General features: G+C 71.4%; 27 protein-coding genes. 17 read left to right on the top strand and 10 right to left on the bottom strand.

From position 1 onward, the window contains the following. Window positions 1-541: 541 nt before the first annotated feature. Window positions 542-1,402, bottom strand: a complete 861-nt coding sequence (locus FB157_RS15115) for a biotin--[acetyl-CoA-carboxylase] ligase (protein ID WP_145879842.1) — start codon at window positions 1,400-1,402, stop codon at window positions 542-544. Between the two features lie 111 nt (window positions 1,403-1,513). Between FB157_RS15115 and FB157_RS15110 the strand changes: the two genes are divergently transcribed. The 4 genes from FB157_RS15110 (at window position 1,514) to FB157_RS15100 (ending at window position 4,263) form a co-directional block, all read left to right on the top strand. Continuing rightward, window positions 1,514-3,109: an acyl-CoA carboxylase subunit beta gene (locus FB157_RS15110; RefSeq protein WP_145879841.1), complete on the top strand. Its 1,596-nt coding sequence runs from the start codon at window positions 1,514-1,516 to the stop codon at window positions 3,107-3,109. Between the two features lie 24 nt (window positions 3,110-3,133). Beyond that, entirely contained in the window at window positions 3,134-3,343 is a 210-nt protein-coding gene (locus FB157_RS15105) for an acyl-CoA carboxylase epsilon subunit (protein WP_145879840.1), read from the top strand. Between the two features lie 147 nt (window positions 3,344-3,490). Further along, window positions 3,491-3,619 carry a morphogenic membrane protein MmpB gene (mmpB, locus tag FB157_RS48400; RefSeq protein ID WP_261386320.1) on the top strand — a complete coding sequence of 43 codons (129 nt, stop codon included), beginning with the start codon at window positions 3,491-3,493 and terminating at the stop codon, window positions 3,617-3,619. Window positions 3,620-3,645: 26 nt separating this feature from the next. Beyond that, window positions 3,646-4,263, top strand: a complete 618-nt coding sequence (locus FB157_RS15100) for a nucleoside triphosphate pyrophosphatase (RefSeq protein WP_145879838.1) — start codon at window positions 3,646-3,648, stop codon at window positions 4,261-4,263. Here the strand turns inward: FB157_RS15100 and FB157_RS15095 are convergent. Further along, window positions 4,235-4,822: a hypothetical protein gene (locus FB157_RS15095; RefSeq protein ID WP_145879836.1), complete on the bottom strand. Its 588-nt coding sequence runs from the start codon at window positions 4,820-4,822 to the stop codon at window positions 4,235-4,237. The two genes, FB157_RS15100 and FB157_RS15095, sit on opposite strands and share 29 nt — an antisense overlap. 375 nt (window positions 4,823-5,197) lie before the next feature. Between FB157_RS15095 and FB157_RS15090 the strand changes: the two genes are divergently transcribed. After that, window positions 5,198-6,970 (top strand): biotin carboxylase N-terminal domain-containing protein, encoded by a 1,773-nt coding sequence (locus tag FB157_RS15090; protein ID WP_145879834.1) that lies wholly within the window; start codon window positions 5,198-5,200, stop codon window positions 6,968-6,970. Between the two features lie 165 nt (window positions 6,971-7,135). On the opposite strand, the gene FB157_RS15085 is transcribed toward FB157_RS15090, so the two are convergent. Both FB157_RS15085 and FB157_RS15080 read right to left on the bottom strand, forming a co-directional pair. After that, complete coding sequence (locus FB157_RS15085; protein WP_145879832.1) at window positions 7,136-8,059, bottom strand: DeoR/GlpR family DNA-binding transcription regulator; 924 nt, start codon at window positions 8,057-8,059, stop codon at window positions 7,136-7,138. 166 nt (window positions 8,060-8,225) lie between these two features. After that, a complete protein-coding gene (locus FB157_RS15080; RefSeq protein WP_145879830.1) occupies window positions 8,226-9,674 on the bottom strand; it encodes an NAD(P)H-quinone dehydrogenase in 1,449 nt (482 codons plus the stop codon). A 96-nt stretch (window positions 9,675-9,770) separates the two neighbouring features. Between FB157_RS15080 and FB157_RS15075 the strand changes: the two genes are divergently transcribed. From FB157_RS15075 to FB157_RS15065, 3 genes are all read left to right on the top strand, one after another. Continuing rightward, window positions 9,771-10,208: a gamma-glutamylcyclotransferase gene (locus FB157_RS15075; protein ID WP_145879828.1), complete on the top strand. Its 438-nt coding sequence runs from the start codon at window positions 9,771-9,773 to the stop codon at window positions 10,206-10,208. Between the two features lie 126 nt (window positions 10,209-10,334). Then, a complete protein-coding gene (locus tag FB157_RS15070; RefSeq protein ID WP_145879826.1) occupies window positions 10,335-11,159 on the top strand; it encodes a purine-nucleoside phosphorylase in 825 nt (274 codons plus the stop codon). A 103-nt stretch (window positions 11,160-11,262) separates the two neighbouring features. Continuing rightward, complete coding sequence (locus tag FB157_RS15065) at window positions 11,263-12,894, top strand: phospho-sugar mutase (protein WP_145879824.1); 1,632 nt, start codon at window positions 11,263-11,265, stop codon at window positions 12,892-12,894. A 68-nt stretch (window positions 12,895-12,962) separates the two neighbouring features. Here FB157_RS15065 and FB157_RS15060 read toward each other — a convergent pair whose 3' ends face one another. Both FB157_RS15060 and FB157_RS15055 read right to left on the bottom strand, forming a co-directional pair. Beyond that, window positions 12,963-13,412, bottom strand: a complete 450-nt coding sequence (locus FB157_RS15060) for a hypothetical protein (RefSeq protein WP_145879823.1) — start codon at window positions 13,410-13,412, stop codon at window positions 12,963-12,965. Window positions 13,413-13,484: 72 nt separating this feature from the next. Next, complete coding sequence (locus tag FB157_RS15055; protein WP_145879821.1) at window positions 13,485-14,144, bottom strand: PH domain-containing protein; 660 nt, start codon at window positions 14,142-14,144, stop codon at window positions 13,485-13,487. 137 nt (window positions 14,145-14,281) lie between these two features. Between FB157_RS15055 and deoC the strand changes: the two genes are divergently transcribed. The 3 genes from deoC to FB157_RS15040 are packed head-to-tail and all read left to right on the top strand — an operon-like array spanning window position 14,282 to window position 17,581. Beyond that, entirely contained in the window at window positions 14,282-15,238 is a 957-nt protein-coding gene (gene deoC, locus FB157_RS15050) for a deoxyribose-phosphate aldolase (protein ID WP_145880007.1), read from the top strand. A gap of 5 nt (window positions 15,239-15,243) precedes the next feature. Then, window positions 15,244-16,680 (top strand): aldehyde dehydrogenase family protein, encoded by a 1,437-nt coding sequence (locus FB157_RS15045; RefSeq protein WP_145879819.1) that lies wholly within the window; start codon window positions 15,244-15,246, stop codon window positions 16,678-16,680. Next, window positions 16,673-17,581, top strand: coding sequence for an aldehyde dehydrogenase (locus FB157_RS15040; protein ID WP_145879817.1), 909 nt, complete (start codon window positions 16,673-16,675; stop codon window positions 17,579-17,581). The genes FB157_RS15045 and FB157_RS15040 overlap by 8 nt, the downstream gene beginning before the upstream one ends. Before the next feature lie 99 nt (window positions 17,582-17,680). Here FB157_RS15040 and FB157_RS15035 read toward each other — a convergent pair whose 3' ends face one another. After that, window positions 17,681-18,103 (bottom strand): hypothetical protein, encoded by a 423-nt coding sequence (locus tag FB157_RS15035; RefSeq protein WP_145879815.1) that lies wholly within the window; start codon window positions 18,101-18,103, stop codon window positions 17,681-17,683. A gap of 127 nt (window positions 18,104-18,230) precedes the next feature. Here FB157_RS15035 and FB157_RS15030 point away from each other — a divergent pair, with 127 nt between their 5' ends. Further along, complete coding sequence (locus FB157_RS15030) at window positions 18,231-18,866, top strand: uridine kinase (protein WP_261386319.1); 636 nt, start codon at window positions 18,231-18,233, stop codon at window positions 18,864-18,866. A 146-nt stretch (window positions 18,867-19,012) separates the two neighbouring features. On the opposite strand, the gene FB157_RS15025 is transcribed toward FB157_RS15030, so the two are convergent. After that, a complete protein-coding gene (locus FB157_RS15025) occupies window positions 19,013-19,750 on the bottom strand; it encodes a SigE family RNA polymerase sigma factor (RefSeq protein ID WP_145879814.1) in 738 nt (245 codons plus the stop codon). Window positions 19,751-19,980: 230 nt separating this feature from the next. Between FB157_RS15025 and afsQ1 the strand changes: the two genes are divergently transcribed. The 5 genes from afsQ1 (at window position 19,981) to FB157_RS15000 (ending at window position 23,797) form a co-directional block, all read left to right on the top strand. After that, entirely contained in the window at window positions 19,981-20,658 is a 678-nt protein-coding gene (gene afsQ1, locus FB157_RS15020) for a two-component system response regulator AfsQ1 (RefSeq protein ID WP_179851543.1), read from the top strand. Continuing rightward, window positions 20,655-22,247: a HAMP domain-containing sensor histidine kinase gene (locus FB157_RS15015; RefSeq protein ID WP_145879812.1), complete on the top strand. Its 1,593-nt coding sequence runs from the start codon at window positions 20,655-20,657 to the stop codon at window positions 22,245-22,247. Before afsQ1 ends, FB157_RS15015 begins: the two co-directional genes overlap by 4 nt. Further along, window positions 22,244-22,855 carry a hypothetical protein gene (locus tag FB157_RS15010; protein ID WP_145879811.1) on the top strand — a complete coding sequence of 204 codons (612 nt, stop codon included), beginning with the start codon at window positions 22,244-22,246 and terminating at the stop codon, window positions 22,853-22,855. Before FB157_RS15015 ends, FB157_RS15010 begins: the two co-directional genes overlap by 4 nt. 93 nt (window positions 22,856-22,948) lie before the next feature. After that, window positions 22,949-23,506: a VanZ family protein gene (locus FB157_RS15005; RefSeq protein ID WP_145879809.1), complete on the top strand. Its 558-nt coding sequence runs from the start codon at window positions 22,949-22,951 to the stop codon at window positions 23,504-23,506. A gap of 93 nt (window positions 23,507-23,599) precedes the next feature. Further along, window positions 23,600-23,797 carry a PspC domain-containing protein gene (locus tag FB157_RS15000; RefSeq protein WP_145879807.1) on the top strand — a complete coding sequence of 66 codons (198 nt, stop codon included), beginning with the start codon at window positions 23,600-23,602 and terminating at the stop codon, window positions 23,795-23,797. A 77-nt stretch (window positions 23,798-23,874) separates the two neighbouring features. Here FB157_RS15000 and FB157_RS14995 read toward each other — a convergent pair whose 3' ends face one another. Both FB157_RS14995 and FB157_RS14990 read right to left on the bottom strand, forming a co-directional pair. Next, a complete protein-coding gene (locus FB157_RS14995; protein ID WP_145879806.1) occupies window positions 23,875-24,228 on the bottom strand; it encodes an ATP-binding protein in 354 nt (117 codons plus the stop codon). A 151-nt stretch (window positions 24,229-24,379) separates the two neighbouring features. Further along, window positions 24,380-25,555: an adenosine deaminase gene (locus tag FB157_RS14990; protein ID WP_145879804.1), complete on the bottom strand. Its 1,176-nt coding sequence runs from the start codon at window positions 25,553-25,555 to the stop codon at window positions 24,380-24,382. Window positions 25,556-25,598 lie beyond the last annotated feature (43 nt).

Below are 25,598 nucleotides of genomic sequence, written 5' to 3'. Positions count from 1 at the left end.
CCCGCGGCTGTACGGCCCAGTCCCCCTTAGGAAGCTGCCGTGCAGTGGGCCGAACGACGCCACAGCCGCCCACGGCGGGAAGGGGACGGGCCGGGGGGGTGTCCGCCCGCAGCGGTCGGCGCGTCAACACCAGCGCTTGTGCCGCCGACCGATTCCGCGCCGTTCCGAGGACGGACACCCCCCGGCGCGGCCCCGACCCACACCCCACCCGGGGCGCTACCCGCACCCCCACCGAAACGGCACAGGCGCCGCAGACACCCCCACCGAACCCGCACAGGCACCGCAGACACCCCACCCGAGCCCATCCGGACACCGCAGACACCCCACCGAACCCGCACAGGCACCGCAGACACCCCCACCCGAGCCCAGCCGGACACCGCAGACACCCCACCGAACCCGCACAGGCACCGCAGACACCCCCACCCGAGCCCAGCCGGACACCGCAAGAAGCGACCCCACCCGAGCCCGCACAGGCACCGCAGACACCCCCACCGAACCCGCAAAGGCGCCGCAGGCACCCCGCACCTCGCACCCCGCGACCTCACGCAGGCCGCAGATGGACGATGTCCCCCGCCCCCACAGGCTCCTGCACACCACGCTCCGTAGCGATGACGAGCCGCCCGTCGCCATCGACGGCGACCGCCTCCCCCACCAGCGCCCGATCCCCCGGCAGCTCGGCCCGCACCACCCGCCCGAGCGTCGCGCACCCCGCCGCATAGGCCTCCTGGAGCCCGCTGTCCCCCGGATCGCCCCCGGCCGCCCGCCACCGCCCGTACCACTCCTCCAGCGACCGCAGCACGGCCCGCAGCAGCGGATCCCGGTCCGTGCTCACCGCCCCGGCCAGCGCCAGCGACCCCGCCTGCGGCACAGGCAGCTCCTCGGCCCGAAGCGTGACGTTGATCCCGACGCCGACCACGACCCCGTCGTCCCCGGCCCGCTCCGCCAGGATGCCCCCGGTCTTGCGCTCCTCGTCACCCACGGTCACCAACACGTCGTTGGGCCATTTGAGTGCCGTGTCCACACCGGCGGCCCGGGACAGACCGGCCGCCACCGCCACGCCGGTGAGCAGCGGCAGCCACCCCCACCGAGCCACCGGCACCTCGACCGGCTTGAGCAGAACGGAGAAGAAGAGTCCCGACCGGGCAGGCGCGGTCCACTCCCGCTCCAGCCGCCCCCGCCCGGAGGTCTGTTCCTCGGCGACCAGGACCACGCCCTCCCCCGCCTTGCCCGCGCCGGCCCGGGCCACGAGGTCGGAGTTGGTGGAGCCGGTGCGCTGGACCACGTCCAGCTCCGACCACAGACCACCCTCCCGCACCAGGGCCCTGCGCAGAGCGGCGACGTTCAGGGGCGGACGGTCCAGGTCGGACCAACGGCTGTCGTCTGATGCATTGTGCGGCGTCATGCAAGTCACCCTAGGTGTGGGAAACGCCGCACTGCCGACACGAAGCCACGCCACTACGCTACGGATGAGTAACCGTCCCCCCTTTTGAGCAGGCAGGGAGCCGCGATCCCGATGTCCGAGCCGGAAGAGATCGACATTCACACGACCGCGGGCAAGCTCGCGGATCTGCAGCGCCGTATCCATGAGGCGACGCACGCCGGCTCGGAGCGCGCCGTCGAAAAGCAGCACGCCAAGGGCAAGCTGACGGCGCGTGAGCGCATCGAGCTGCTGCTCGACGAGGGCTCCTTCGTCGAGTTGGACGAGTTCGCCCGCCACCGCTCCAGCAACTTCGGGCTGGAGAAGAACCGCCCGTACGGCGACGGCGTCGTCACGGGCTACGGCACGGTCGACGGCCGCCCCGTAGCAGTGTTCTCGCAGGACTTCACGGTCTTCGGCGGCGCGCTCGGCGAGGTCTACGGCCAGAAGATCGTCAAGGTCATGGACTTCGCGCTGAAGACCGGCTGCCCGGTCATCGGCATCAACGACTCCGGCGGCGCCCGGATCCAGGAGGGAGTCGCCTCCCTCGGCGCGTACGGCGAGATCTTCCGCCGCAACACCCACGCGTCCGGCGTGATCCCGCAGATCAGCCTGGTCGTCGGCCCTTGCGCCGGCGGCGCGGTCTACTCCCCCGCGATCACCGACTTCACGGTCATGGTCGACCAGACGTCCCACATGTTCATCACGGGCCCGGACGTCATCAAGACGGTCACCGGCGAGGACGTCGGCTTCGAGGAGCTGGGCGGCGCCCGCACCCACAACTCGACGTCCGGCGTGGCCCACCACATGGCCGGCGACGAGAAGGACGCCATCGAGTACGTCAAGCAGCTGCTGTCGTACCTGCCGTCCAACAACCTCAGCGAGCCCCCGGTCTTCCCGGAGGAGGCGGACCTCACCGTCACCGCCGAGGACCTGGAGCTGGACACCCTGGTCCCGGACAGCGCGAACCAGCCGTACGACATCCGCACGGTGGTCGAACACGTCCTGGACGACGCCGAGTTCTTCGAGTCGCAGGCGCTGTTCGCGCCGAACATCGTCACCGGCTTCGGCCGGGTCGAGGGCCACCCGGTGGGCATCGTCGCGAACCAGCCGATGCAGTTCGCCGGCTGCCTCGACATCGACGCCAGCGAGAAGGCGGCGCGCTTCGTGCGTACCTGCGACGCCTTCAACCTGCCGGTGCTCACCTTCGTGGACGTCCCGGGCTTCCTCCCGGGCGTCGACCAGGAGCACACGGGCATCATCCGGCGCGGCGCGAAGCTGATCTACGCCTACGCGGAGGCGACCGTCCCGCTCATCACGGTCATCACCCGCAAGGCCTTCGGCGGCGCGTACGACGTCATGGGCTCCAAGCACCTGGGCGCCGACCTCAACCTCGCCTGGCCGACCGCCCAGATCGCCGTCATGGGCGCCCAGGGCGCGGTCAACATCCTGCACCGCCGCACCATCGCGGAGGCGGAGGCGAACGGCGAGGACCTCGAGGCGGTCCGCGCGCGCCTGATCCAGGAGTACGAGGACACCCTCCTCAACCCCTACGTCGCGGCCGAGCGGGGCTACGTCGACGCGGTGATCATGCCGTCCGACACCCGCGGCCACATCGTCCGGGGCCTGCGTCAACTGCGCACCAAGCGGGAATCCCTGCCTCCGAAGAAGCACGGCAACATCCCCCTCTAGGCCCCGCGGACCCTTGGAGCGGTCATGAACATCAAGGTCGTACGAGGCAACCCCACCCCGGAGGAGCTGGCCGCCGCTCTGGCGGTGGTCCGCGCCCGCGCCGCGGCGGCAGCAGCGCTGCCGCCCGGCGCACCGGGCGCGAGGGACTCCTGGTCGGACCCTGCCCGCATCGCTGCACAGCGAGTCCCGATGCCGGGCCAGGCGTCGTGGACCCGCACGTACTGGCCGAGCTGAGGCCTGACCCCCCAGGGGCGCGGGGAACTGCGCGACCAGCCACAACGGACCCGCAGCGCCCCACGGCCTGACCAGCTCGACAACACCAGACAAATCTGAGTACCCCTACTCAGGCCCCCTGCCCGGCCCAGGCCCCACGCTGGTGGCATGCTGTGGTCAGACCCCGAGAACGAGCCGCCAGAGGAACTCCGCGACACGCAGGAGATGCTCCGGCGGCTCGGTTTCGTCATGGCCCTGGCCATGCTGCTCGGCATGATCATGCTCGGCCTGAGGTAGCCCGGCGGCCCCGCTAACCTGACGGCATGACTGCAAAGCCGCGCAGACGCCTCGTGCTCGCCTCCCAGTCCCCCGCCCGCCTGGGCCTGCTCCGCCAGGCCGGCCTCGCCCCCGAGGTGATCGTGAGCGGCGTCGACGAGGACGCCGTCACCGCACCGACCCCGGCCGAGCTGGCGCTCGCTCTCGCCGAGGCCAAGGCCTCCGTCGTGGCGGCGAAGCCGGAGGTGCAGGGCGCCTTGGTGATCGGCTGCGACTCGGTGCTGGAGCTGGACGGACAGGCGCTCGGCAAGCCGGCCGACGCCGAGGAGGCCACCGCCCGCTGGAAGGCGATGCGCGGGCGCGCCGGGACCCTCCAGACGGGCCACTGCATCTGGGACACGACGGCCAAGCGGTACGTCGCCGGGCTCGCCTCCACCGTCGTCCACTTCGGTGAGCCCTCGGACGAGGAGATCGCCGCGTACGTGGCCTCGGGCGAGCCCCTCTACGTCGCGGGAGCGTTCACCCTGGACGGCCGCTCGGCGCCGTTCATCGAGGGCATCAACGGCGACCACGGCAACGTGATCGGCATCAGCCTGCCCCTCGTGCGACGACTGCTGGCCGAACTGGGCATCGGGATCACAGAGTTGTGGGCACCGGCTGAGTGATCTGGGCGGGGGCGGAGTCCTGCGGCTCTTCGTCCCCGTCCTGGGGTTCGTCCGTCCGGCTGTGCGACTCGCCCACGGCACCCGGGGCCCCGGCCGGTTCGCCCTCGGCCTTCGGGTCGCCGCCCGTCTCCGGGTCGCCGCCGGAGGCGGCAGCCTGCTCCGGGCCGTCCTCGCGGTCGTAGGACACCAGGAGCAGGACGAGGAGGCCGAGCATCACGATCATGAAGACGAAGGACGGCCAGCCCACCAGGCTCAGGGTGAAGGCGCCCAGCAGGCCGTGCACGACCGCCACGCTGATCAGCGCGACACGCCCGAATCCCGCGGGTGCGCGGTTGCGTATCGCCACGAGCAGGGCCACCAGAGCGCACAAAGCGAAGTAGAGGCCGAAGGCGACCCCGCCGATCTTCGAGGACTTCGACATGACGTCCGGATCGAGGCCGGCCAGGGACATCTGCTGCCGGTCCACCACCACCCCGAGGAACCAGTTCAGCGCCCCGATCACCAACGCCTCGGCCAAGAGGACGACCGCTACGACCCATGCCACCGGTCTGCGCACCACCGGCCCCCACCCACCTTCGACCTCAGCCCGAGCAGAGCTGCTGTTACCTGAAGTACGTTCGAGTCATCGCGAACGCTACTAACGGGTAAACCCTGGGACAAGGGTTCGGTCACCGGCAAAGAATCATTGGGCCATTCGTAGGGACTCGACAAAGAAACAGAGTGGGCCGCAGCACGCTCTCACAGAGACCTTGACCACATGACGGGGCTAGGGTTTCCCGGAGGAGTCCTGCGTACCGAGGTGCGACAAGGGATTTCGCGGGTCGAGCGAGCCTCGTATCACGCTCCGTGTGGGCAAGCTCACCATTGGGGACGGGTCGAAGTGCCGTGTCGGCAGTCCCTAAACTCGGCTTGTTTCAAGGAGGGAGCCTCAATCGTGCGCAAGGTGCTCATCGCCAACCGTGGCGAAATCGCTGTCCGCGTTGCCCGGGCCTGCCGGGACGCCGGGATCGCGAGCGTGGCCGTCTACGCCGACCCGGACCGGGACGCTCTGCATGTCCGCGCCGCGGATGAGGCGTTCGCCCTGGGTGGTGAGACCCCAGCCACCAGCTATCTGGACATCGAGAAGGTGCTGAACGCCGCGCGCGAATCCGGCGCGGACTCGGTCCACCCGGGCTACGGCTTCCTCTCGGAGAACGCCGACTTCGCGCAGGCGGTGCTGGACGCCGGCCTGATCTGGATCGGCCCGCCCCCGCAGGCCATCCGCGACCTGGGCGACAAGGTCGCCGCCCGTCACATCGCCCAGCGCGCCGGTGCCCCCCTGGTGGCCGGTACGCCCGATCCGGTGAGCGGTGCCGAGGAGGTCGTGGCGTTCGCCGAACAGCACGGCCTGCCCATCGCCATCAAGGCCGCCTTCGGCGGCGGCGGCCGCGGCCTGAAGGTCGCCCGCACCCTGGAAGAGGTCCCGGAGCTGTACGAGTCGGCGGTCCGCGAGGCGGTCGCCGCCTTCGGCCGTGGCGAGTGCTTCGTCGAGCGCTACCTCGACCGCCCCCGCCACGTCGAGACCCAGTGCCTGGCCGACAAGCACGGCAACGTGGTCGTGGTCTCCACCCGTGACTGCTCCCTGCAGCGTCGCCACCAGAAGCTGGTCGAGGAGGCCCCGGCGCCTTTCCTCTCCGAGGAGCAGGTCGCCGAGCTGTACCGCGCCTCGAAGGCGATCCTGAAGGAGGCCGCGTACGAGGGTGCCGGCACCTGTGAGTTCCTGGTCGGCCAGGACGGCACGATCTCCTTCCTCGAGGTGAACACCCGCCTCCAGGTGGAGCACCCGGTGACCGAGGAGGTCGCCGGCATCGACCTGGTCCGCGAGATGTTCCGTATCGCCGACGGCGAGGAGCTGGGCTACGACGACCCCGCGCTGCGCGGACACTCGTTCGAGTTCCGGATCAACGGCGAGGACCCGGGCCGCAACTTCCTCCCGGCTCCCGGCACGGTCACCCAGTTCACCCCGCCGTCCGGCCCCGGCGTCCGCCTGGACGCGGGCGTGGAGTCCGGCTCGGTCATCGGCCCGGCCTGGGACTCCCTGCTCGCCAAGCTGATCGTCACCGGCCGCACCCGCAAGGAGGCCCTGGAGCGGGCCGCCCGTGCCCTGGAGGAGTTCCAGGTCGAGGGCATGGCGACGGCGATCCCGTTCCACCGCGCGGTCGTGCGGGACGCGGCGTTCGCCCCGGAGCTGACCGGCTCCGACGAGCCCTTCACGGTCCACACCCGCTGGATCGAGACGGAGTTCGTGAACGAGATCAAGCCGTTCGCGACCCCCGCCGAGGCCGAGGCCGAGGAGGAGACGGGCCGCGAGACGGTCGTCGTCGAGGTCGGCGGCAAGCGCCTGGAGGTCTCCCTCCCGTCCTCCCTGGGCATGTCCCTGGCCCGCACCGGCCTCGCCGCCGGCGCCAAGCCGAAGCGCCGCGCGGCCAAGAAGTCCGGCCCGGTGGCCTCCGGCGACACCCTCGCCTCGCCGATGCAGGGCACGATCGTCAAGGTCGCGGTCGAGGAGGGCCAGGAGGTCAAGGAAGGCGACCTGGTGGTCGTCCTCGAGGCCATGAAGATGGAACAGCCCCTCAACGCCCACAAGGCGGGCACCATCAAGGGCCTCAACTTCGAGGTAGGCGCCTCGGTGACGTCCGGCGCCGCGATCTGCGAGATCAAGGACTGACGTCAGAAGTCTGAGCGACGCCCGGTGGACAAAGGCTCTGCCGGGCGTTCGCTTTTCGAGTCGTCAGGGCGCAACCCCAGGGGCGCGGGGATCTGGGCGACCAGTCACACACGACTCGCGCGCGCCCACCCGCCACAGGCCCTACGGCGCACGGGCGAACGAACCTCAGCGCCTGCGAAGGTCGGCGACGCGCCCCCGCTCAACCCCTGCCGACGGCTCCCCGAGCATCCCCCGCAACCCGCCCTGCCCCCGCCGAGGTCCCGGCAGCGGACGCCGCGCCGGGACCTGCTCACCCCCCGGAGGGCTGCTCGCCCCCGCGACAGCGATCTGCACCCCCTGATCCGCGAGAGCCTGCAGCTCCGTGGCGGCACGATCGTCGTGCGCGGGCGGCTCGTCGGTGACCAGCCGGGTGATGACATCGGTCGGAACCGTCTGGAACATGGTGTCCGTACCCAGCTTGGTGTGGTCGGCGAGGACCACGACCTCCGCCGCGGCCTGCACCAGCGCACGGTCGACGGACGCCGAGAGCATGTTGGACGTGGACAGCCCCCGCTCCGCGGTCAGGCCGCTCCCCGAGAGGAACGCCTTCGACACCCGCAGCCCCTGCAGGGACTGCTCCGCTCCGGAGCCGACGAGGGCGTAGTTGGAGCCGCGCAGGGTTCCGCCGGTCATCACGACCTCCACGCGGTTGGCGTGGGCCAGCGCCTGTGCCACCAGCAGGGAGTTGGTGACGACGGTCAGCCCGGGCACCCGCGCGAGCCGGCGGGCCAGCTCCTGCGTGGTCGTACCCGCGCCGACCACGATGGCCTCGCCCTCTTCGACGAGTCCCGCGGCGAGATCGGCGATGGCCGTCTTCTCGGCGGTCGCGAGATGGGACTTCTGCGGAAAGCCGGACTCCCGCGTGAACCCGCCCGGCAGTACCGCACCGCCGTGCCGGCGGTCGAGGAGTCCTTCTGCCTCCAGTGCGCGCACGTCCCGCCGTACGGTCACTTCGGAGGTCTGGACGACGCGGGCGAGTTCACGGAGCGACACGGCCCCGTTCGCTCGCACCATTTCGAGGATCAATTGGCGACGTTCTGCAGCGAACACGAAACTGACAGTAACCCCAACGACCGTCTGGTTTCAGCAGTTTGCGCCGAATAACAGAAGTTGTTCGCACGGCAGGACGGGAAGTGGTATAGGGCCTAATCTCCCCGCCTATGCCGCACGCATGCTCGACAACTCCCTGTGACCAGCGGGAAGTCGGGGCAGGCCGTCAGGCCTCGACGCCCGCCTTGCGCGTGTGCAGCTGCCGTGCCACCTCCGCGATCGACCCCGAAAGGGAGGGGTACACCGTGAAGGCGTTCGCGATCTGCTCGACCGTCAGATTGTTGTCGACCGCGATCGAGATGGGGTGGATCAGTTCCGAGGCGCGCGGCGCCACCACGACACCGCCCACGACGATCCCGGTACCCGGCCGGCAGAAGATCTTCACGAAGCCGTCCCGGATGCCCTGCATCTTGGCGCGCGGGTTGCGCAGCAGCGGCAGCTTCACGACCCGGGCGTCGATCTTGCCCGCGTCCACGTCCGCCTGGGTGTAGCCGACGGTGGCGATCTCGGGGTCGGTGAAGACGTTGGAGGAGACCGTCTTGAGGTTCAGCGGGGCCACCGCGTCGCCGAGGAAGTGGTACATGGCGATACGTCCCTGCATGGCGGCGACGGACGCGAGGGCGAAGACACCGGTCACGTCACCGGCCGCGTAGACGCCGGGAGCGGTCGTACGGGAGACCTTGTCGGTCCAGATGTGGCCCGAGTCGCGCAGCTTCACGCCCGCCTCCTCCAGCCCGAGACCCGCGCTGTTCGGGATGGCGCCGACAGCCATGAGGCAGTGCGAGCCGGTGATGACGCGGCCGTCGGCCAGCGTCACCTCGACCCGGTCGCCGACGCGCTTGGCGGACTGCGCGCGGGAGCGGGCCATGACGTTCATGCCGCGGCGCCGGAAGACGTCCTCCAGGACGGCGGCGGCGTCCGGGTCCTCACCCGGCAGCACGCGGTCGCGCGAGGACACCAGGGTCACCTTCGACCCGAGCGCCTGGTAGGCGCCGGCGAACTCGGCGCCGGTCACACCGGAGCCGACCACGATCAGCTCTTCCGGCAGCTCGGTGAGGTCGTAGACCTGGGTCCAGTTGAGGATGCGCTCGCCGTCGGGCTGGGCGTCGGGCAGCTCGCGCGGGTGACCGCCGGTGGCGATGAGGACGGCGTCGGCGGTGAGGGTCTCCTCGGTGCCGTCGGCGGCGCTGACGACGACCTTGCGGGAGCCGTCGAGGCCCTGCATGCCGTCCAGCCGGCCGCGGCCGCGCATGACCCGGGCGCCGGCGCGCGTGACGGACGCGGTGATGTCGTGCGACTGGGCGAGGGCGAGCCGCTTCACACGGCGGTTGACCTTCCCGAGGTCCACGCCCACCACCCGGGCCGCCTGCTCCAGCGGCGGGGTGTCGTCGGCGACGATGATCCCCAGCTCCTCGTACGAGGAGTCGAAGGTGGTCATCACCTCGGCCGTAGCGATAAGGGTCTTCGACGGCACGCAGTCGGTCAGCACCGACGCTCCGCCCAGACCGTCGCAGTCGACGACGGTCACCTCCGCACCGAGCTGAGCGGCGACCAGCGCCGCTTCGTATCCGCCGGGTCCGCCACCGATGATCACGATCCGAGTCACGTACCCCATTGTCCCGCACGCTTCAAGGTGCTACTGCCCGGGGGCGTCGGACGGCTGTCTCCGGTACGGACGAGACAGGAGTTTCTTCTGCCGTACCCTCTCCCCATGTCGCTCTATGCCGCGTACGCCGGAAACCTCGAAGCGCGGCTGATGTCCCGCCGCGCCCCCCACTCCCCGCTGCGCGCCATCGGCTGGCTGAACGGCTGGCGGCTGACCTTCGGCGGCGAACAGCTGGGCTGGGAGGGCGCGCTGGCGACGATCGTCGAGGAGCCCGGCGCCCAGGTCTTCGTCGGCCTGTACGACATCGCGCCCATGGACGAGGAGTCCCTCGACCGCTGGGAGGGCGTCGGCCTCGGCATCTACCGGCGCGCCCGGGTCCGCGTACACACCCTGGACGGCGAGGAGTCGGCGTGGACGTACGTCCTCAACGCCTACGAGGGCGGCCTGCCCTCGGCGCGGTACCTGGGGGAGATCGCGGACGCGGCCGAGTCGGCCGGGGCGCCCCACGACTACGTGATGGAACTCCGCAAGCGCCCCTGCTGAGGACGGCCGGGCAGCGGCCTTCCTGCGGCTTTGCCCGTGCTTCGTCGGAAACGACAAGACAACGAAAGCATTCCCGTGAGGTCTGTCATCTACGCGCGTAGGCGAAGACCGGCTACGCTCATCGGCGTGAACGCATCTCTTCTTCCGGACGACATCCAGGGCGACCCCTACGCCGCCGCCGACGCCGCCGCCGCGCGCCTGCGCGCACTCACCGGCGCCGAGACCCACGACGTCGCCCTCGTGATGGGCTCCGGCTGGGCTCCGGCCGTCGACGCCCTGGGCGCACCCGACGCCGAGTTCCAGGTCACCGAGCTGCCCGGCTTCCCGCCGCCGGCCGTCGAGGGGCACGGCGGCAAGGTCCGCTCGTACTCCTTCGGTGACAAGCGCGCCCTGGTCTTCCTGGGCCGCACGCACTACTACGAGGGCCGCGGGGTGGCCGCCGTCGCGCACGGCGTCCGCACGGCCGTCGCCGCCGGCTGCAAGACCGTGGTCCTCACCAACGGCTGCGGCGGCCTGCGCGAGGGCATGCGCCCGGGCCAGCCGGTCCTGATCAGCGACCACATCAACCTGACGGCCACGTCCCCGATCGTCGGCGCCAACTTCGTCGACCTGACGGACCTCTACTCCCCCCGTCTGCGCGCCCTGTGCAAGGAGATCGACTCCTCCCTGGAGGAGGGCGTCTACGCGCAGTTCCCCGGCCCGCACTACGAGACCCCGGCCGAGATCCGCATGGCCCGCGTGATCGGCGCGGACCTGGTCGGCATGTCCACCGTCCTCGAGGCGATCGCCGCCCGTGAGGCGGGCGCCGAGGTGCTGGGCATCTCCCTGGTCACCAACCTCGCGGCGGGCATGACCGGCGAGCCCCTCAACCACGAGGAGGTCCTCCAGGCGGGCCGCGACTCGGCGGCGCGCATGGGCCAGCTGCTGACGCAGGTGCTGGGCAGGCTGTAAGCGGGCTCTTCGGCCCACCGCCCCGGGTGGGCCGGTGGGCGAACGGGGGTCTGGGGCCCGAGTCCCCAGGCGGCAGGCAGACACAGGAGAGGTTGATCCCAAGGTGCACGACGATCTCATCGCCAAGGCCAGCGCATGGCTCGCCGAGGACCCGGACCCGGAGACCCGCGACGAACTGGCCAAGCTGATCGAGGCCGGGGACGTCACCGAACTCTCCGCCCGCTTCAGCGGCACCCTCCAGTTCGGCACGGCCGGCCTGCGGGGCGAACTCGGCGCCGGCCCGATGCGCATGAACCGCTCGGTGGTCATCCGCGCCGCCGCCGGCCTCGCCGCCTACCTGAAGAACAAGGGTGAGCACGGCGGACTCGTCGTCATCGGCTACGACGCCCGCCACAAGTCCGCCGACTTCGCCCGGGACACCGCCGCCGTGATGACCGGCGCCGGCCTGCGCGCGGCCGTCCTCCCCCGTCCCCTCCCGACCCCCGTCCTGGCCTTCGCGATAAGGCACCTGGGCGCGGTCGCGGGCGTGGAGGTCACCGCCAGCCACAACCCGCCCCGGGACAACGGCTACAAGGTCTACCTCGGCGACGGCTCCCAGATCGTGCCGCCGGCGGACGCGGAGATCGCCGCCGAGATCGACGCGATCGTCTCGCTGCACGACGTCCCCCGCCCGGACCTCGGCTGGGAGACCCTGGACGACTCGGTGCTGGACGCCTATCTGGCCCGTACCGACGCCGTCCTCGCCGCCGGCTCGCCGCGCACCGCCCGCACCGTCTACACGGCGATGCACGGCGTGGGCAAGGACGTCCTGCTGGCCGCGTTCGCCCGTGCGGGCTTCCCCGAGCCGGTGCTGGTCGCCGAGCAGGCCGACCCGGACCCGGACTTCCCGACGGTCGCCTTCCCCAACCCGGAGGAGCCGGGCGCGATGGACCTGGCGTTCGCGCAGGCCCGCGCGAGCGACCCGGACCTGGTCATCGCCAACGACCCCGACGCCGACCGCTGCGCCGCGGCCGTCAAGGCAGGGTCCGACTGGCGGATGCTGCGCGGCGACGAGGTGGGCGCGCTGCTCGCCGCCCACCTGGTGAGCCGGGGCGCCACCGGCACCTTCGCGGAGTCGATCGTCTCCTCCTCCCTGCTGGGCCGGATCGCCGAGAAGGCGGGCCTGCCGTACGAGGAGACCCTCACCGGCTTCAAGTGGATCGCCCGCGTGGACGGCCTGCGCTACGGCTACGAGGAGGCCCTCGGCTACTGCGTGGACCCGGAGGGCGTCCGGGACAAGGACGGCATCACCGCCGCGCTGCTGATCACCGAGCTGGCCTCGGTGCTCAAGGAGCAGGGCCGCACCCTCCTCGACCTGCTGGACGATCTGGCCGTGGAGCACGGCCTGCACGCCACCGACCAGCTGTCGGTCCGCGTCCAGGACCTCTCCGTCATCTCGGACGCGATGCGCCGCCTGCGCGAGCAGCCGCCGACCGAGCTGGCGGGCCTGGCCATCACCCGCGCCGAGGACCTCACCCTGGGCACGGACAGGCTCCCGCCCACCGACGGCCTGCGCTACACCCTCGACGGCGCCCGCGTCATCGTCCGCCCCAGCGGCACCGAGCCCAAGCTCAAGTGCTACCTGGAGGTCGTCGTGCCGGTCGCGTCCCACGACGGCCTCCCGGCCGCGCACAGCCGGGCGGCCGACCTGCTCGCGGCCATCAAGCGGGACCTGTCCGCAGCCGCCGGCATCTGAGTCCACCCATCACGGCGAAGGGGTGCCCCGATTCCAGGGGCGCCCCTTCGCCGTACCCGGGCAGCGGCCTACGGGAGGAACACGAGGGCCGCCGTCCCCACCACGGCCAGCACCACGGCGAGCGGCCACAGCGGGCGTCCGCGGTCGCTCTCCGCGCTGCGCACCGTCGGGCGCAGCGCGGGCTCCCGCCACAGCACGGTGATCTCGGCGGCGGTCCGCTCGTAGGGATGCAGCAGCCCGAACCGGCGCTCGAGCCACGGCCGGCGCGGCGCATGCGCCGACCACTGGCTGAAGGCGGCCTGCCGGCTGCCCAGCGTCAGCTCGGTGCCCGCGCACTCGACCTTCCGCAGGTCGTCCCGGGCGATGTGCCGGATGCCGCGCAGCCCGTTGAACCACAGCCCCTCGCTGTCGGCGGTGATCCGCCAGGCGAACCAGCGCGGCAGCCGCAGGATGCCGCCGATCCAGAGGACCGTACCGAGCAGGGAGTGCCACAGGCCGCCGCCCCACAGCATCAGCACCAGCCCGCTGAGCCGGTCGAGCAGGCCCGTACGACGGTGAGCGAGCTGGGGGTCAGGCCCCGGCGGCCGCCCTCACCCGATCGCCAGCAGCACGGCCAGCAGCACCGCCCCGGCGACCGCGGGCGCGATCACCTCGTAGGCCCAGCGCACGGTCACCTCGCCCTGCGCCGACTTGGCCTGCCCGCGCCGCTCCATGGCGGTCCGCAGGTCGTCCATGATCTGGTCGGTCTCGGCGCGGGTCGGGCCGTCGTGGCCACCGAAGCCACCGAACAGGCCGAAGCCGGGTCCCGGGCCGGCGGAGCCTCCCTCGCCCCGGGCCGCCGCCTTCGCCCGGGTCTGCTGGCGCGCCGCCTTCTTGCGGGCGCGCAGCGACACGGGGATGGCCCACAGCTGGTACTTGGTGCCGGAGTTGTCGACGACCTCGTTGGTGTAGCCGGAGCGCAGGGAGGCGACCTCGCCCCAGGGCAGGGTGATCACCCGGAACGGGTTGCGGACCCGCAGCCGGTCCTCGCCCGAGAAGACCGCCGGCCGCAGGGTGAAGGCGATCACCAGCGGGACGACCAGGATCAGCGCGGCGAGGGCGAGCCAGGGCGTGCGCCCGCTGCCGTGGATCAGCGCGTCGAAACCCAGCCAGGCGGCCAGCGCGAGCAGCAGCACACCGGCCATGAGCGCCAGGGGCGAGCGGTAGGTCAGGTCCTTGGTGGTGCCCGACTGGTGGTCCGGGGTCGTCATGGTCCCGATTCTGCACGACGCCGGCGCGAGCGCCGCCATGCGCCCCCGTGGCGGCGCTCATCCGTGATCGACAACGAGGCAATGAGCACCCGGGGCTATACAGCCGCTACGCGCGTAGATATGCTCGTCTGGTGACCATGCCCACTGCACCCACAGCACACGCTCTCGCTGACGTCGCCGCGTCCGACAGCACGCTGCGCCGCTTCCTCCACGGGCTGCCCGGCGTCGACGCGGTCGGCCTGGAGGCGCGCGCCGCGTCTCTCGGCACCCGTTCCATCAAGACCACCGCGAAGGCGTACGCCATCGACCTCGCCATCTCGATGGTCGACCTGACGACGCTGGAAGGCGCGGACACCCCGGGCAAGGTCCGGGCGCTCGGCGCCAAGGCGGTCCACCCGGACCCGACGGACCGGACGACGCCGACCACGGCCGCCGTCTGCGTCTACCCCGACATGGTGGCCGTCGCCAAGGAGGCCGTCGCCGGCTCCGGCGTGAAGGTCGCCTCGGTGGCCACCGCCTTCCCGGCCGGCCGCGCCGCCCTCGACGTGAAGCTCGCCGACGTCCGTGACGCCGTCGCCGCGGGCGCCGACGAGATCGACATGGTGATCGACCGGGGCGCGTTCCTCGCGGGCAGGTACCTGAAGGTGTACGACGAGATCGTCGCCGTGAAGGAGGTCTGCGGGTCGAGCGCCCGGCTGAAGGTCATCTTCGAGACCGGCGAGCTGTCGACGTACGACAACATCCGCCGGGCGAGCTGGCTGGGCATGCTGGCGGGCGCGGACTTCATCAAGACGTCCACCGGCAAGGTCGGCGTGAACGCGACCCCCGCCAACACCCTGCTGATGCTGGAGGCGGTGCGCGACTTCCGCGCCCAGACCGGCGTCCAGATCGGCGTGAAGCCCGCCGGCGGCATCCGCACCACCAAGGACGCCGTCAAGTTCCTGGTCCTGGTCAACGAGACCGCGGGCGAGGACTGGCTGGACAACCACTGGTTCCGCTTCGGCGCCTCCTCGCTCCTGAACGATCTGCTGATGCAGCGTCAGAAGCTGGCCACCGGCCGCTACTCCGGCCCCGACTACGTGACGGTGGACTGATCACCATGGCATCCGCATTCGAGTACGCACCGGCGCCCGAGTCCCGCTCCGTCGTCGACATCGCGCCCTCCTACGGCCTGTTCATCGACGGTGAGTTCACCGAGGCGGCCGACGGCAAGGTCTTCAAGACGGTCAGCCCGTCCACCGAGGAGGTCCTCTCCGAGGTCGCCCAGGCGGGCGAGGCGGACGTCGACCGTGCGGTGAAGGCCGCCCGCAAGGCGTTCGAGAAGTGGTCGGCGCTGCCGGGCTCCGAGCGCGCCAAGTACCTGTTCCGCATCGCCCGCATCGTCCAGGAGCGCAGCCGTGAGCTGGCCGTGCTGGAGACGCTGGACAACGGCAAGCCGATCAAGGAGACCCGCGACGCGGACCTCCCGCTGGTCGCCGCGCACTTCTTCTACTACGCGGGCTGGGCGGACAAGCTCGACCACGCCGGCTTCGGCGCGAACCCGCGCCCGCTGGGTGTCGCGGGCCAGGTCATCCCCTGGAACTTCCCGCTGCTGATGCTGGCGTGGAAGATCGCCCCGGCGCTGGCGACCGGCAACACGGTCGTCCTCAAGCCCGCCGAGACCACCCCGCTCTCCGCGCTCTTCTTCGCGGACATCTGCCGCCAGGCGGGCCTGCCCAAGGGTGTCGTCAACATCCTTCCGGGCTACGGCGACGCGGGCGCCGCGCTCGTCGCGCACCCCGACGTCGACAAGGTCGCCTTCACGGGTTCCACCGCCGTCGGCAAGGAGATCGCGCGGACCGTCGCGGGCACCCGCAAGAAGCTCACCCTGGAACTGGGCGGCAAGGGCGCCAACATCGTCTTCGACGACGCCCCGATCGACCAGGCCGTCGAGGGCATCGTCACGGGCATCTTCTTCAACCAGGGCCAGGTCTGCTGCGCGGGCAGCCGCCTGCTGGTCCAGGAGTCGATCCAGGACGAGCTGCTGGACTCCCTCAAGCGCCGCCTGTCGACCCTGCGTCTGGGCGACCCGCTGGACAAGAACACGGACATCGGCGCGATCAACTCCGCCGAGCAGCTCTCCCGCATCACCTCGCTCGTCGAGCGGGGCGAGGCGGAGGGCGCCGAGCGCTGGTCCCCCGCCTGCGAACTGCCGGCTTCCGGCTACTGGTTCGCCCCGACGCTGTTCACGAACGTCACCCAGGCGCACACCATCGCCCGCGACGAGATCTTCGGCCCGGTGCTGTCGGTGCTCAGCTTCCGCACGCCCGACGAGGCCGTCGCCAAGGCCAACAACACCCAGTACGGCCTCTCCGCCGGCATCTGGACCGAGAAGGGCTCCCGGATCCTGGCCGTCGCGAACAAGCTGCGCGCCGGCGTCGTCTGGTCCAACACGTTCAACAAGTTCGACCCGACCTCGCCGTTCGGCGGTTACAAGGAGTCGGGCTTCGGCCGCGAGGGCGGTCGTCACGGCCTGGAGGCGTACCTCGATGTCTGAGAAGACGGAAAAGACCGACGTGCGGCTGTCGGTCTTCAAGACCTACAAGCTGTACGTCGGCGGGAAGTTCCCGCGTTCCGAGAGCGGCCGGGTGTACGAGGTGACGGACTCCAAGGGCAACTGGCTGGCCAACGCTCCCCGGTCCTCCCGCAAGGACGCGCGTGACGCGGTCGTCGCCGCCCGCAAGGCGTTCGGCGGCTGGTCCGGCGCGACCGCGTACAACCGCGGCCAGATCCTCTACCGCGTCGCGGAGATGCTGGAGGGCCGGCGCGAGCAGTTCGTCCGCGAGGTCGCCGAAGCGGAGGGCCTGTCCAAGCCGAAGGCCGCCGCCCAGGTGGACGCCGCGATCGACCGCTGGGTCTGGTACGCGGGCTGGACCGACAAGATCGCCCAGGTCGTGGGCGGCGGGAACCCGGTGGCGGGCCCGTTCTTCAACCTCTCCTCGCCGGAGCCGACGGGCGTCGTGACCGTCCTCGCCCCCCAGGACTCCTCCTTCCTGGGCCTGGTGTCCGTGATCGCGCCGGTGATCGCCACCGGCAACACGGTGATCGTGATCGCGAGCGAGAAGTCCCCGCTCCCCGCCCTGTCGCTGGGCGAGGTGCTGGCCACCTCGGACCTGCCCGGCGGTGTGGTCAACGTCCTCTCCGGCGGTACGGCGGAGATCGCGGCACCGCTGGCCGCGCACCAGGACGTCAACGCGATCGATCTCGCCGGCGCCGACGACGTCCTGGCGAAGGAGCTGGAGATCGCCGCCGCCGACAACCTGAAGCGCGTCCTTCGTCCACAGCCTGTGGACGACTGGTCGGCGACTCCCGGCATCGACCGCATGACGGCGTTCCTGGAGACCAAGACGGTCTGGCACCCGACCGGGTCGCTGGGCGCGTCGGGTTCGTCGTACTGACGGCTCACGGCTGACAGCCCGACGGCCCCGCAGAGCCGGAGAGCCGCGCCACCCCTCCGTCCGGGGGCGGCGCGGCTCTCCTCGTACCGCGGCCGGGGCTCAGCCCAGCGGGGCGCCCGTACCGCCGCCCAGCAGACCGGTCACCAGTCCCACTCCCGGCACCGCGTTCAGCGACCGGGCCTGCGCGACCGGACCCGTCAGCATCTGCGAGCCGACCGGCTTGAAGTCGGCGATCTGGGTGCCCACGCCGTTGTCGAGCGGGTCCACGCCGGTGCCGGCGAGCGGGTTGGGCTTGAGGCCGGAGACCGGGCCGGTGACATAGCCGACCGTCCCGGTGAGGGCCGTCAGGCCCGCGTTCGGGTCGACCTTGCCGAGCGAGGTGGGACGCCACGGCACATCGAGGACCGGGGCCGCGGCCGCGTGCGCCGTCGCTGCGCCCGCGCCCAGGGCCGCTCCGGCGGTCGCGAGGGCGATCAGGGCGCGCTGCGCGGTGGGGTGCTGGGAGGAAGCGTGTCGGGCCATCGCTGGTGCCACCTTCTGGTGCGCAGGGTAATGCGGTCAGCACGTAGGGTAGTTGAGGTGAGGGTCACGCTCAAAAGCCGACCCGCGGGGTCGGCAGCCGGCCCACCATGCGTCAAACTGGTGTTCCGTGAGCATTCATCCCCCGTCTCCCGCCCGCGTCGTGCTGCTGTGCGGCCCCTCGGGCTCGGGCAAGTCACTCGTCGCCGCCCGTTCCGGGCTCCCCGTCCTGCGCCTCGACGACTTCTACAAGGAGGGCGACGACCCGACGCTGCCGCTGGTGGACGGAAGTTCGGACATCGACTGGGACCATCCGCAGTCGTGGGACGCGGACGTCGCCGTCGAGGCCATCTCCCGCCTGTGCGCCTCGGGCTCGACGCCGGTGCCGGTCTACGACATCTCGCTGAGCGCCCGCACCGGCGAGGAGACGCTGCACATCGGGCGCACCCCGCTGTTCATCGCGGAAGGCATCTTCGCCGCGGAGATCGTGGAGCGCTGCCGCGAACTGGGGGTGCTGGCGGACGCGCTGTGCCTGAGCCGCGGCCCGGCCACCACCTTCCGCCGGCGTTTCCTGCGCGACCTCAAGGAGGGCCGCAAGTCGGTCCCGTTCCTGCTGCGCCGCGGCTGGCGGCTGATGCGCGCGGAGCGGTCGATCGTGACCCGCCAGGTCTCGCTGGGCGCTCACCCCTGCGACCGGGACGAGGCGCTGGGCCGGCTGGCGGCCGCCGCCGCGGGACGGCAGGCGCGGCAGCAGACGCCGGCGTAACAGAACGAGCGCGCACGCGAAGCGGGACTGGACGGACCCCCGGCCCTCCAGCCCCGCTTCTCGGTACTCCCCCGTGTTTCCCCGTTCCCCCGTGGGCCCACCCCCCAGTGGGCCCCCGTTGGTCCCCCGTCGTTCCCCCCGAACCTTCAGGCGACCAGTTCGCCGAAGGCGTCCTCCTCGTCACGGCCGAAGCTGAGGACCTCGTCCTCGCGCAGCCGGCGGAGCGACCGCCAGATGCTGGACTTCACCGTGCCGACACTGATGTCGAGGATCTCCGCGATCTCCGGGTCCGTGCGGCCCTCGTAGTAGCGCAGGACCAGCATGGTGCGCTGGAGTTCGGGCAGCCGGGACAGCGCCTGCCACAGGACCGCGCGCAGCTCGGTGCCGCGCATCGCGTCCGTCTCGCCGGGCGTCTCCGGCAGTTCCTCGGTCGGGTACTCGTTGAGCTTGCGGCGCCGCCAGGCGCTGATGTGCAGGTTGGTCATGGTGCGGCGCAGATAGCCGCCGACCGCCGCCTTGTCGCTGATCCGGTCCCACGCCTTGTACGTCGAGAACAGCGCGCTCTGCAGCAGGTCCTCGGCCTCGAAGCGGTCACCGGTCAGGTGGTAGGCGGTGGCGTACAGGGAGGCGCGGCGCTCCTGGACGTAGGCGGTGAACTCCGCCTCGCTCAGCGAACGGCGCTCCCCCGAGTCCTCCCTGTACGCGGATCCCCCGTGCGATTCCCCCGTGTACGCGTCAACCACCGTCATGTAACCGGTGTGCTGACGCCCGGCGCCGCGAGCGCACCCCCGCCCGCTCACGGCGCCGGACTTCTCGGAACCCCGGTGCACGTCGTGCAGACGCGTGACCACTGCGCTGGTGCTGATGCTGTGCAGCGTGTTCATCTCGCGCTCCCCCGTCGTGGACTTCCGGTGTCCGGCTTGCTCGGCATTGCTTTCCTGCCTGTGCCGAAAAGCTTGCCGAGCGACCTTCATGGCCGTGTCCGCCGACTGTCACAGACCTGTCACAGGGGTCCGGCCCAGGGCCGTCACAGAGCGCGCACAGGAGGTGGCGGTAGGGATGGCATGGTGCCGGTAGGTCGTACGAGAGCCCGTCCATGGGCCAGAATGAGCCCGTGCCTTCCCTGTTGCTGATCGAGGACGACGACGCCATCCGCACGGCCCTGGAGCTCTCACTGACGCGCCAGGGTCACCGGGTGGCCACCGCTGCCAGCGGTGAGGACGGTCTGAAGCTGCTGCGTGAGCAGCGACCGGATCTGATCGTGCTGGACGTGATGCTGCCCGGCATCGACGGGTTCGAGGTGTGCCGGCGCATCCGGCGCACCGACCAGCTGCCGATCATCCTGCTGACCGCCCGTAACGATGACATCGACGTGGTCGTGGGACTGGAGTCCGGCGCCGACGACTACGTCGTGAAGCCGGTTCAGGGCCGCGTGCTGGACGCCCGGATCCGGGCCGTGCTGCGCCGCGGCGAACGCGAGTCCAGCGACTCGGCGGCCTTCGGCAGCCTGGTCATCGACCGGTCCGCGATGACGGTCACCAAGAACGGCGAGGACCTGCAACTGACGCCGACCGAGCTGAGACTGCTGCTGGAGCTGAGCCGCCGGCCCGGTCAGGCGCTGTCCCGGCAGCAACTGCTGCGGCTGGTGTGGGAGCACGACTACCTGGGCGACTCGCGCCTGGTGGACGCGTGTGTGCAGCGGCTGCGTGCCAAGGTGGAGGACGTGCCCTCGTCCCCGACCCTGATCCGTACCGTCCGTGGTGTCGGCTACCGCCTGGACGCCCCTCAGTGACCGATACTCAGGGGGTGCTGCGCGGCTGGACCGCGGGGCGCAGGGGAAGTCTGTCGCGGCTGCGGTTCACCAGCCTCAGGCTGCGACTGGTGGTCGTCTTCGGGCTGGTCGCGCTCACCGCCGCGGTGTCGGCGTCGGGCATCGCGTACTGGCTGAACCGGGAGGCGGTGCTCACCCGCGCCCAGGACGCGGTGCTGCGCGACTTCCAGCAGGAGATGCAGAACCGGGCGGGTGCGCTGCCGGTGCACCCCTCGCAGGACGAACTGCAGCACGCGGCGGGCCAGATGGCCGGCAGCAGCCAGCGGTTCAGCGTGCTGCTGGTCGCCCAGGACCCGAGCGGCGACACGGTGTACGGCAACTCGGGCGGCATCAACGGCTTCGCCCTGGACGACGTGCCGGGGTCGCTGCGCGCCGCGGTGAACAAGCGGCAGAAGGTGACCGGCTCCAACGAGTCGCCGTACCACCTGTACTGGCAGCGGGTCGACAACCACGGCACGCCGTATCTGGTCGCCGGCACCCGGCTGATCGGCGGCGGCCCGACGGGCTACATGGCCAAGTCGCTCGAGCCGGAGGCCAAGGACCTCAACTCGCTGGCCTGGTCGCTGGGGATCGCGACGGGTCTCGCGCTGATCGGCTCGGCCCTGCTCGCGCAGGCCGCCGCCACGACCGTGCTGAAGCCGGTGCACCGGCTCGGGGTGGCCGCCCGGCGGCTCGGCGAGGGCCGGCTGGACACCCGGCTGAGGGTCTCGGGCACGGACGAACTCGCCGATCTGTCACGGACGTTCAACAACGCGGCCGAGGCGCTGGAGAAGCGGGTGGCCGAGATGGCCGCGCGCGACGACGCGTCCCGGCGCTTCGTGGCCGACATGTCCCACGAGCTGCGGACGCCGCTGACCGCCATCACCGCCGTGACGGAGGTGCTGGAGGAGGAGCTGGACGCGGACGCCGGGAGCATCGACCCGATGATCGAGCCGGCCGTACGGCTGGTGGTCAGCGAGACGCGGCGGCTGAACGACCTGGTCGAGAACCTGATGGAGGTCACCCGCTTCGACGCGGGCACCGCCCGTCTGGTCCTGGACGACGTCGACATCACCGACCAGATCACCGCCTGCATCGACGCCCGCGCCTGGCTGGACGCCGTGGAGCTGGACGCCGAGCGCGGGACCCACGCCCGCCTCGATCCGCGCCGCCTGGACGTCATACTGGCCAACCTGATCGGCAACGCGCTCAAGCACGGCGGGTCGCCGGTGCGGGTGTCGGTGCGCATGGACGGCGAAGAGGACTCCGACCTGGTCATCGCGGTGCGCGACCACGGGCCCGGCATCCCCGAGGACGTCCTGCCGCACGTCTTCGACCGCTTCTACAAGGCCAGCGCCTCCCGGCCGCGTTCGGAGGGCAGCGGCCTGGGCCTGTCCATCGCCCTGGAGAACGCCCACATCCACGGCGGTGAGATCACCGCGGCCAACTCCCCCGACGGGGGTGCGGTGTTCACGTTGCGATTGCCGCGGGACGCCTCGCGGCTGACGGAGGAGAACGACGAGGGCACCAAGAACGACGAGGCCGGGAACTCCGGGAAGGAGGGGTCATGAGAGCAGGGACCGTACGCAGCCTGCTGGCGGCGCCCCTCCTGGCCGCGCTGCTCACCGGGTGCGGCATCCGGCCCACCGAGGTGCCGACGGACTTCGGCGGGGCACCCTCCCGGGTGCCGTGCACGCCGTCCGGGCCCGGTGTGTCCACGCAGTCCTCGCAGGGAGTGGCCGTGCAGGTCTTCCTGCTGTGCGGCTCGTCCCTGGCCGCCGTCGACCGGACCGTCCGGGTCCCGGAGGGCACGCCGGACGAGCGGCGCCGGGTGATCGTGGCGCAGGGCCTGCTGGACCAGCTCGCCGCGTCCCCGTCGGCGGGGCAGAAGGCGGCGGGCTACACGACGTACGTGCCGGGCGGCCTGAGCGTGACCGGGCCGGGCCGGAAGGACCCGGACGACACGCTCCGGCTGAGCACCGCGCCGGAACAGCTCACCTCCTACGCCCTCGCCCAGCTCGTGTGCACGCTGTCCGGCTCGGCGGCGACCGAGGGCGACGGCTCGGTCATCCTGGGCGGCCCGGGCACCGCCCCGCTGCGCCGCTACGAGTGCACCGACGACGTCCGCAACCGCCCGGGGACGGCCGAGCCGCCGTCCGGCGAGGTCACGGCGGCCTGAGCTGCCGCGCGCCGGCGGGTGTGGCGGACGCCTCATGTGCATCCGCGTGACGGATGCGGAACCGATCGTGCACAGGGGTGCGTCTTCGGGGGCGTGCAGCGTCAAGGCTCCATCGGCGGCAGTGCCGCGATCCGCATCCGTGCGACAGGGGGTGTCCTCCTCGTCGCGCACCTCGGGCTCGTCGCCTGGCTGATGCTGCGCCCCCTGGACGTCCCCTGGGTGATGCCCGCCAATCTGCGCCCGCTGGCCGGAATCCGGGCCGATCTGGCGCTGGGCTGGCCCGAGGCCGCCAGACGCCTCGGTGAGGGGCTGGCGCTGCTCGCGCCGCTGGGTGTGCTGCTGCCGATGTCCGGCAGGCTCGACGTCTCCCCGCTCACCTCCCTGGTCCGTACGGCGGCCACGGGCGCCCTGATCTCGCTGGGCATAGCCCTGCTGCAGACGGGGGTGCCGGGCAGGGTCGTGGACGTCGACTCGCTGCTGCTGAACACCGTGGGCGTGATCCTGGCCCACCTGGCCGTGGTGCCCGTGGGCCGGGCCTGGCTGCGGCGCCGGGGCGAGCGCGAACCCCACGAGGCGGAGCAGGTCACCGTCCAGGAGGACCTCCCTCAGGGTCGTACCCCGACGATTCCCAGGGTCGGGATCGCCCCGTAGAGCGACGCTTCGTCCCCTTCGTCTCCGTACCGTGGAAGACAGTTGAGGCGATCGACGGGAGAGCCTCACCCGACGCTCACGAAGGAGCCGCAGATGTCCAGCCTCGCCCGCCCCACCCACGGCCGCATGATCGGCGGAGTGTGCGCCGCGCTGGCCCGGCGCTTCGGCACCTCCGCGACGACGATGCGAGTCGTCTTCCTGCTCTCCTGCCTGCTCCCCGGCCCGCAGTTCCTGCTCTACATAGCGCTGTGGATCCTGCTTCCGGCGGAGGACAAGGCCACCGCCTGGTGAGTCCGGGCGCACGAACGCCGCTGGGGCGCTGCGGACTTCTCCGGGGCGCCCCAGCGGCGTCGTGCGCGCTGCGGATGTCAGCCGAGCGGGATGCCGTTCACCGGCACGCCGTGCGTGGGCAGGCCCTGCAGCGGCAGACCGCCGAGCAGGCCGACGGCCGGCGCGGTCGGGCCGCCGGCGAGGACCTTCTGGACGGTCGGCTGCGCGGCGGCCAGCCCGCCACCGAGGGCACCCTGCCCCTGGGTGAGCGCCTCGGCGGCGCCCGGCAGCGCCTTGCCGACGTTCTGGGCCGGCAGCGTCTGGGTGACGGTGTCCAGGGCCTGCGTGGCGTCGGGGACGGCCGGGGCCGCGTTGGCCGCGCCCGCACCGACGGCGGCGAAGGCGGCACCGAGGGCGGCGACACCGAGGGTCTTGGCAGCAGACTGCTTCATGGTGAATGCGTCCTTGAATGCGGAGAAGGGAGATGACAAAAAATCTGAGCGGTCCACGACCGTAAACATGCCGGACCGCCGCCCGCAAACACCGAAATGCGGACGACTTGTGAAAGCGCGTCCGCATTCCGTGCCGCCGTTCGCCCCGCCGCTACCCCTGAGATCCGGAAGAACCGCTGGTGGATGCGGTCTGCTGGAACAGCCACTCGGATTTCAGCTCTGCATACCCCGGCTTGACCACGTCATTGATCATCGCCAGCCGTTCATCGAAAGGAATGAACGCTGATTTCATCGCATTGACGGAGAACCATGCGAGATCGTCGAGCGTGTAAGCGAACGCCTCGACGAGATGCTCGAATTCCCGGCTCATGCTGGTGTGCGACATCAGCCTGTTGTCGGTGTTGACCGTCGCCCGGAAGTGCAGGCGCCGCAGCAGCCCGATCGGGTGCTCGGCGTAGGAGGAGGCGGCCCCGGTCTGCAGGTTGGAGCTGGGGCACAGCTCCAGCGGGATGCGCTTGTCGCGGACGTAGGAGGCCAGCCGCCCGAGCCGCACCGAGCCGTCCTCGCGGACCTCGATGTCGTCGATGATCCGCACACCGTGCCCGAGCCGGTCGGCACCGCACCACTGCAGCGCCTGCCAGATGGACGGCAGCCCGAAGGCCTCGCCGGCATGGATGGTGAAGTGGTTGTTCTCGCGCTTGAGGTACTCGAACGCGTCCAGGTGCCGGGTGGGCGGGTAGCCGGCCTCGGCTCCGGCGATGTCGAAACCGACCACGCCCAGGTCCCGGTAGCGGTTGGCGAGTTCGGCGATCTCCAGGGAGCGGGCCGCGTGCCGCATGGCGGTCAGCAGGGCGCCGACCCGGATGCGGCGACCGTCCTCGCGGGCGAGCCGCTCGCCCTCCCGGAAACCCTCGTTGACCGCCTCGACGACCTCCTCCAGACGCAGCCCGCCCTCCAGATGCTGCTCGGGCGCGTACCGCACCTCCGCGTAGACGACCCCGTCCTCGGCGAGGTCCTCCGCGCACTCCCGGGCGACCCGGACGAGCGCCTCCCGGGTCTGCATCACACCGACGGTGTGCGAGAAGGTCTCCAGATACCGCTCCAGCGAGCCGGAATCGGCCGCCTCACGGAACCAGATGCCCAGCTTGTCGGGGTCGGTCTCGGGAAGCTCGGAGTAGCCGGTCTCCCGGGCGAGTTCGACGACGGTTCCGGGGCGGAGCCCGCCGTCGAGATGATCGTGCAGCAGAACCTTGGGGGCCCGGCGGATCTGGTCCGGCGTCGGGACGTGCGTCGGGACGGTCCCAGTCGGTGCAGTCTGGCTCGTCATTGCCGCACTGTAGCCCCTACGCGCGTAGAGAGCCGCTGTACGG

Source organism: Streptomyces sp. BK340, from assembly GCF_007827595.1.
Lineage (GTDB): Bacteria > Actinomycetota > Actinomycetes > Streptomycetales > Streptomycetaceae > Streptomyces.
Note: the sequence above shows the minus strand (reverse complement) of the source record. Positions and strands in the feature narration are given on the sequence as shown.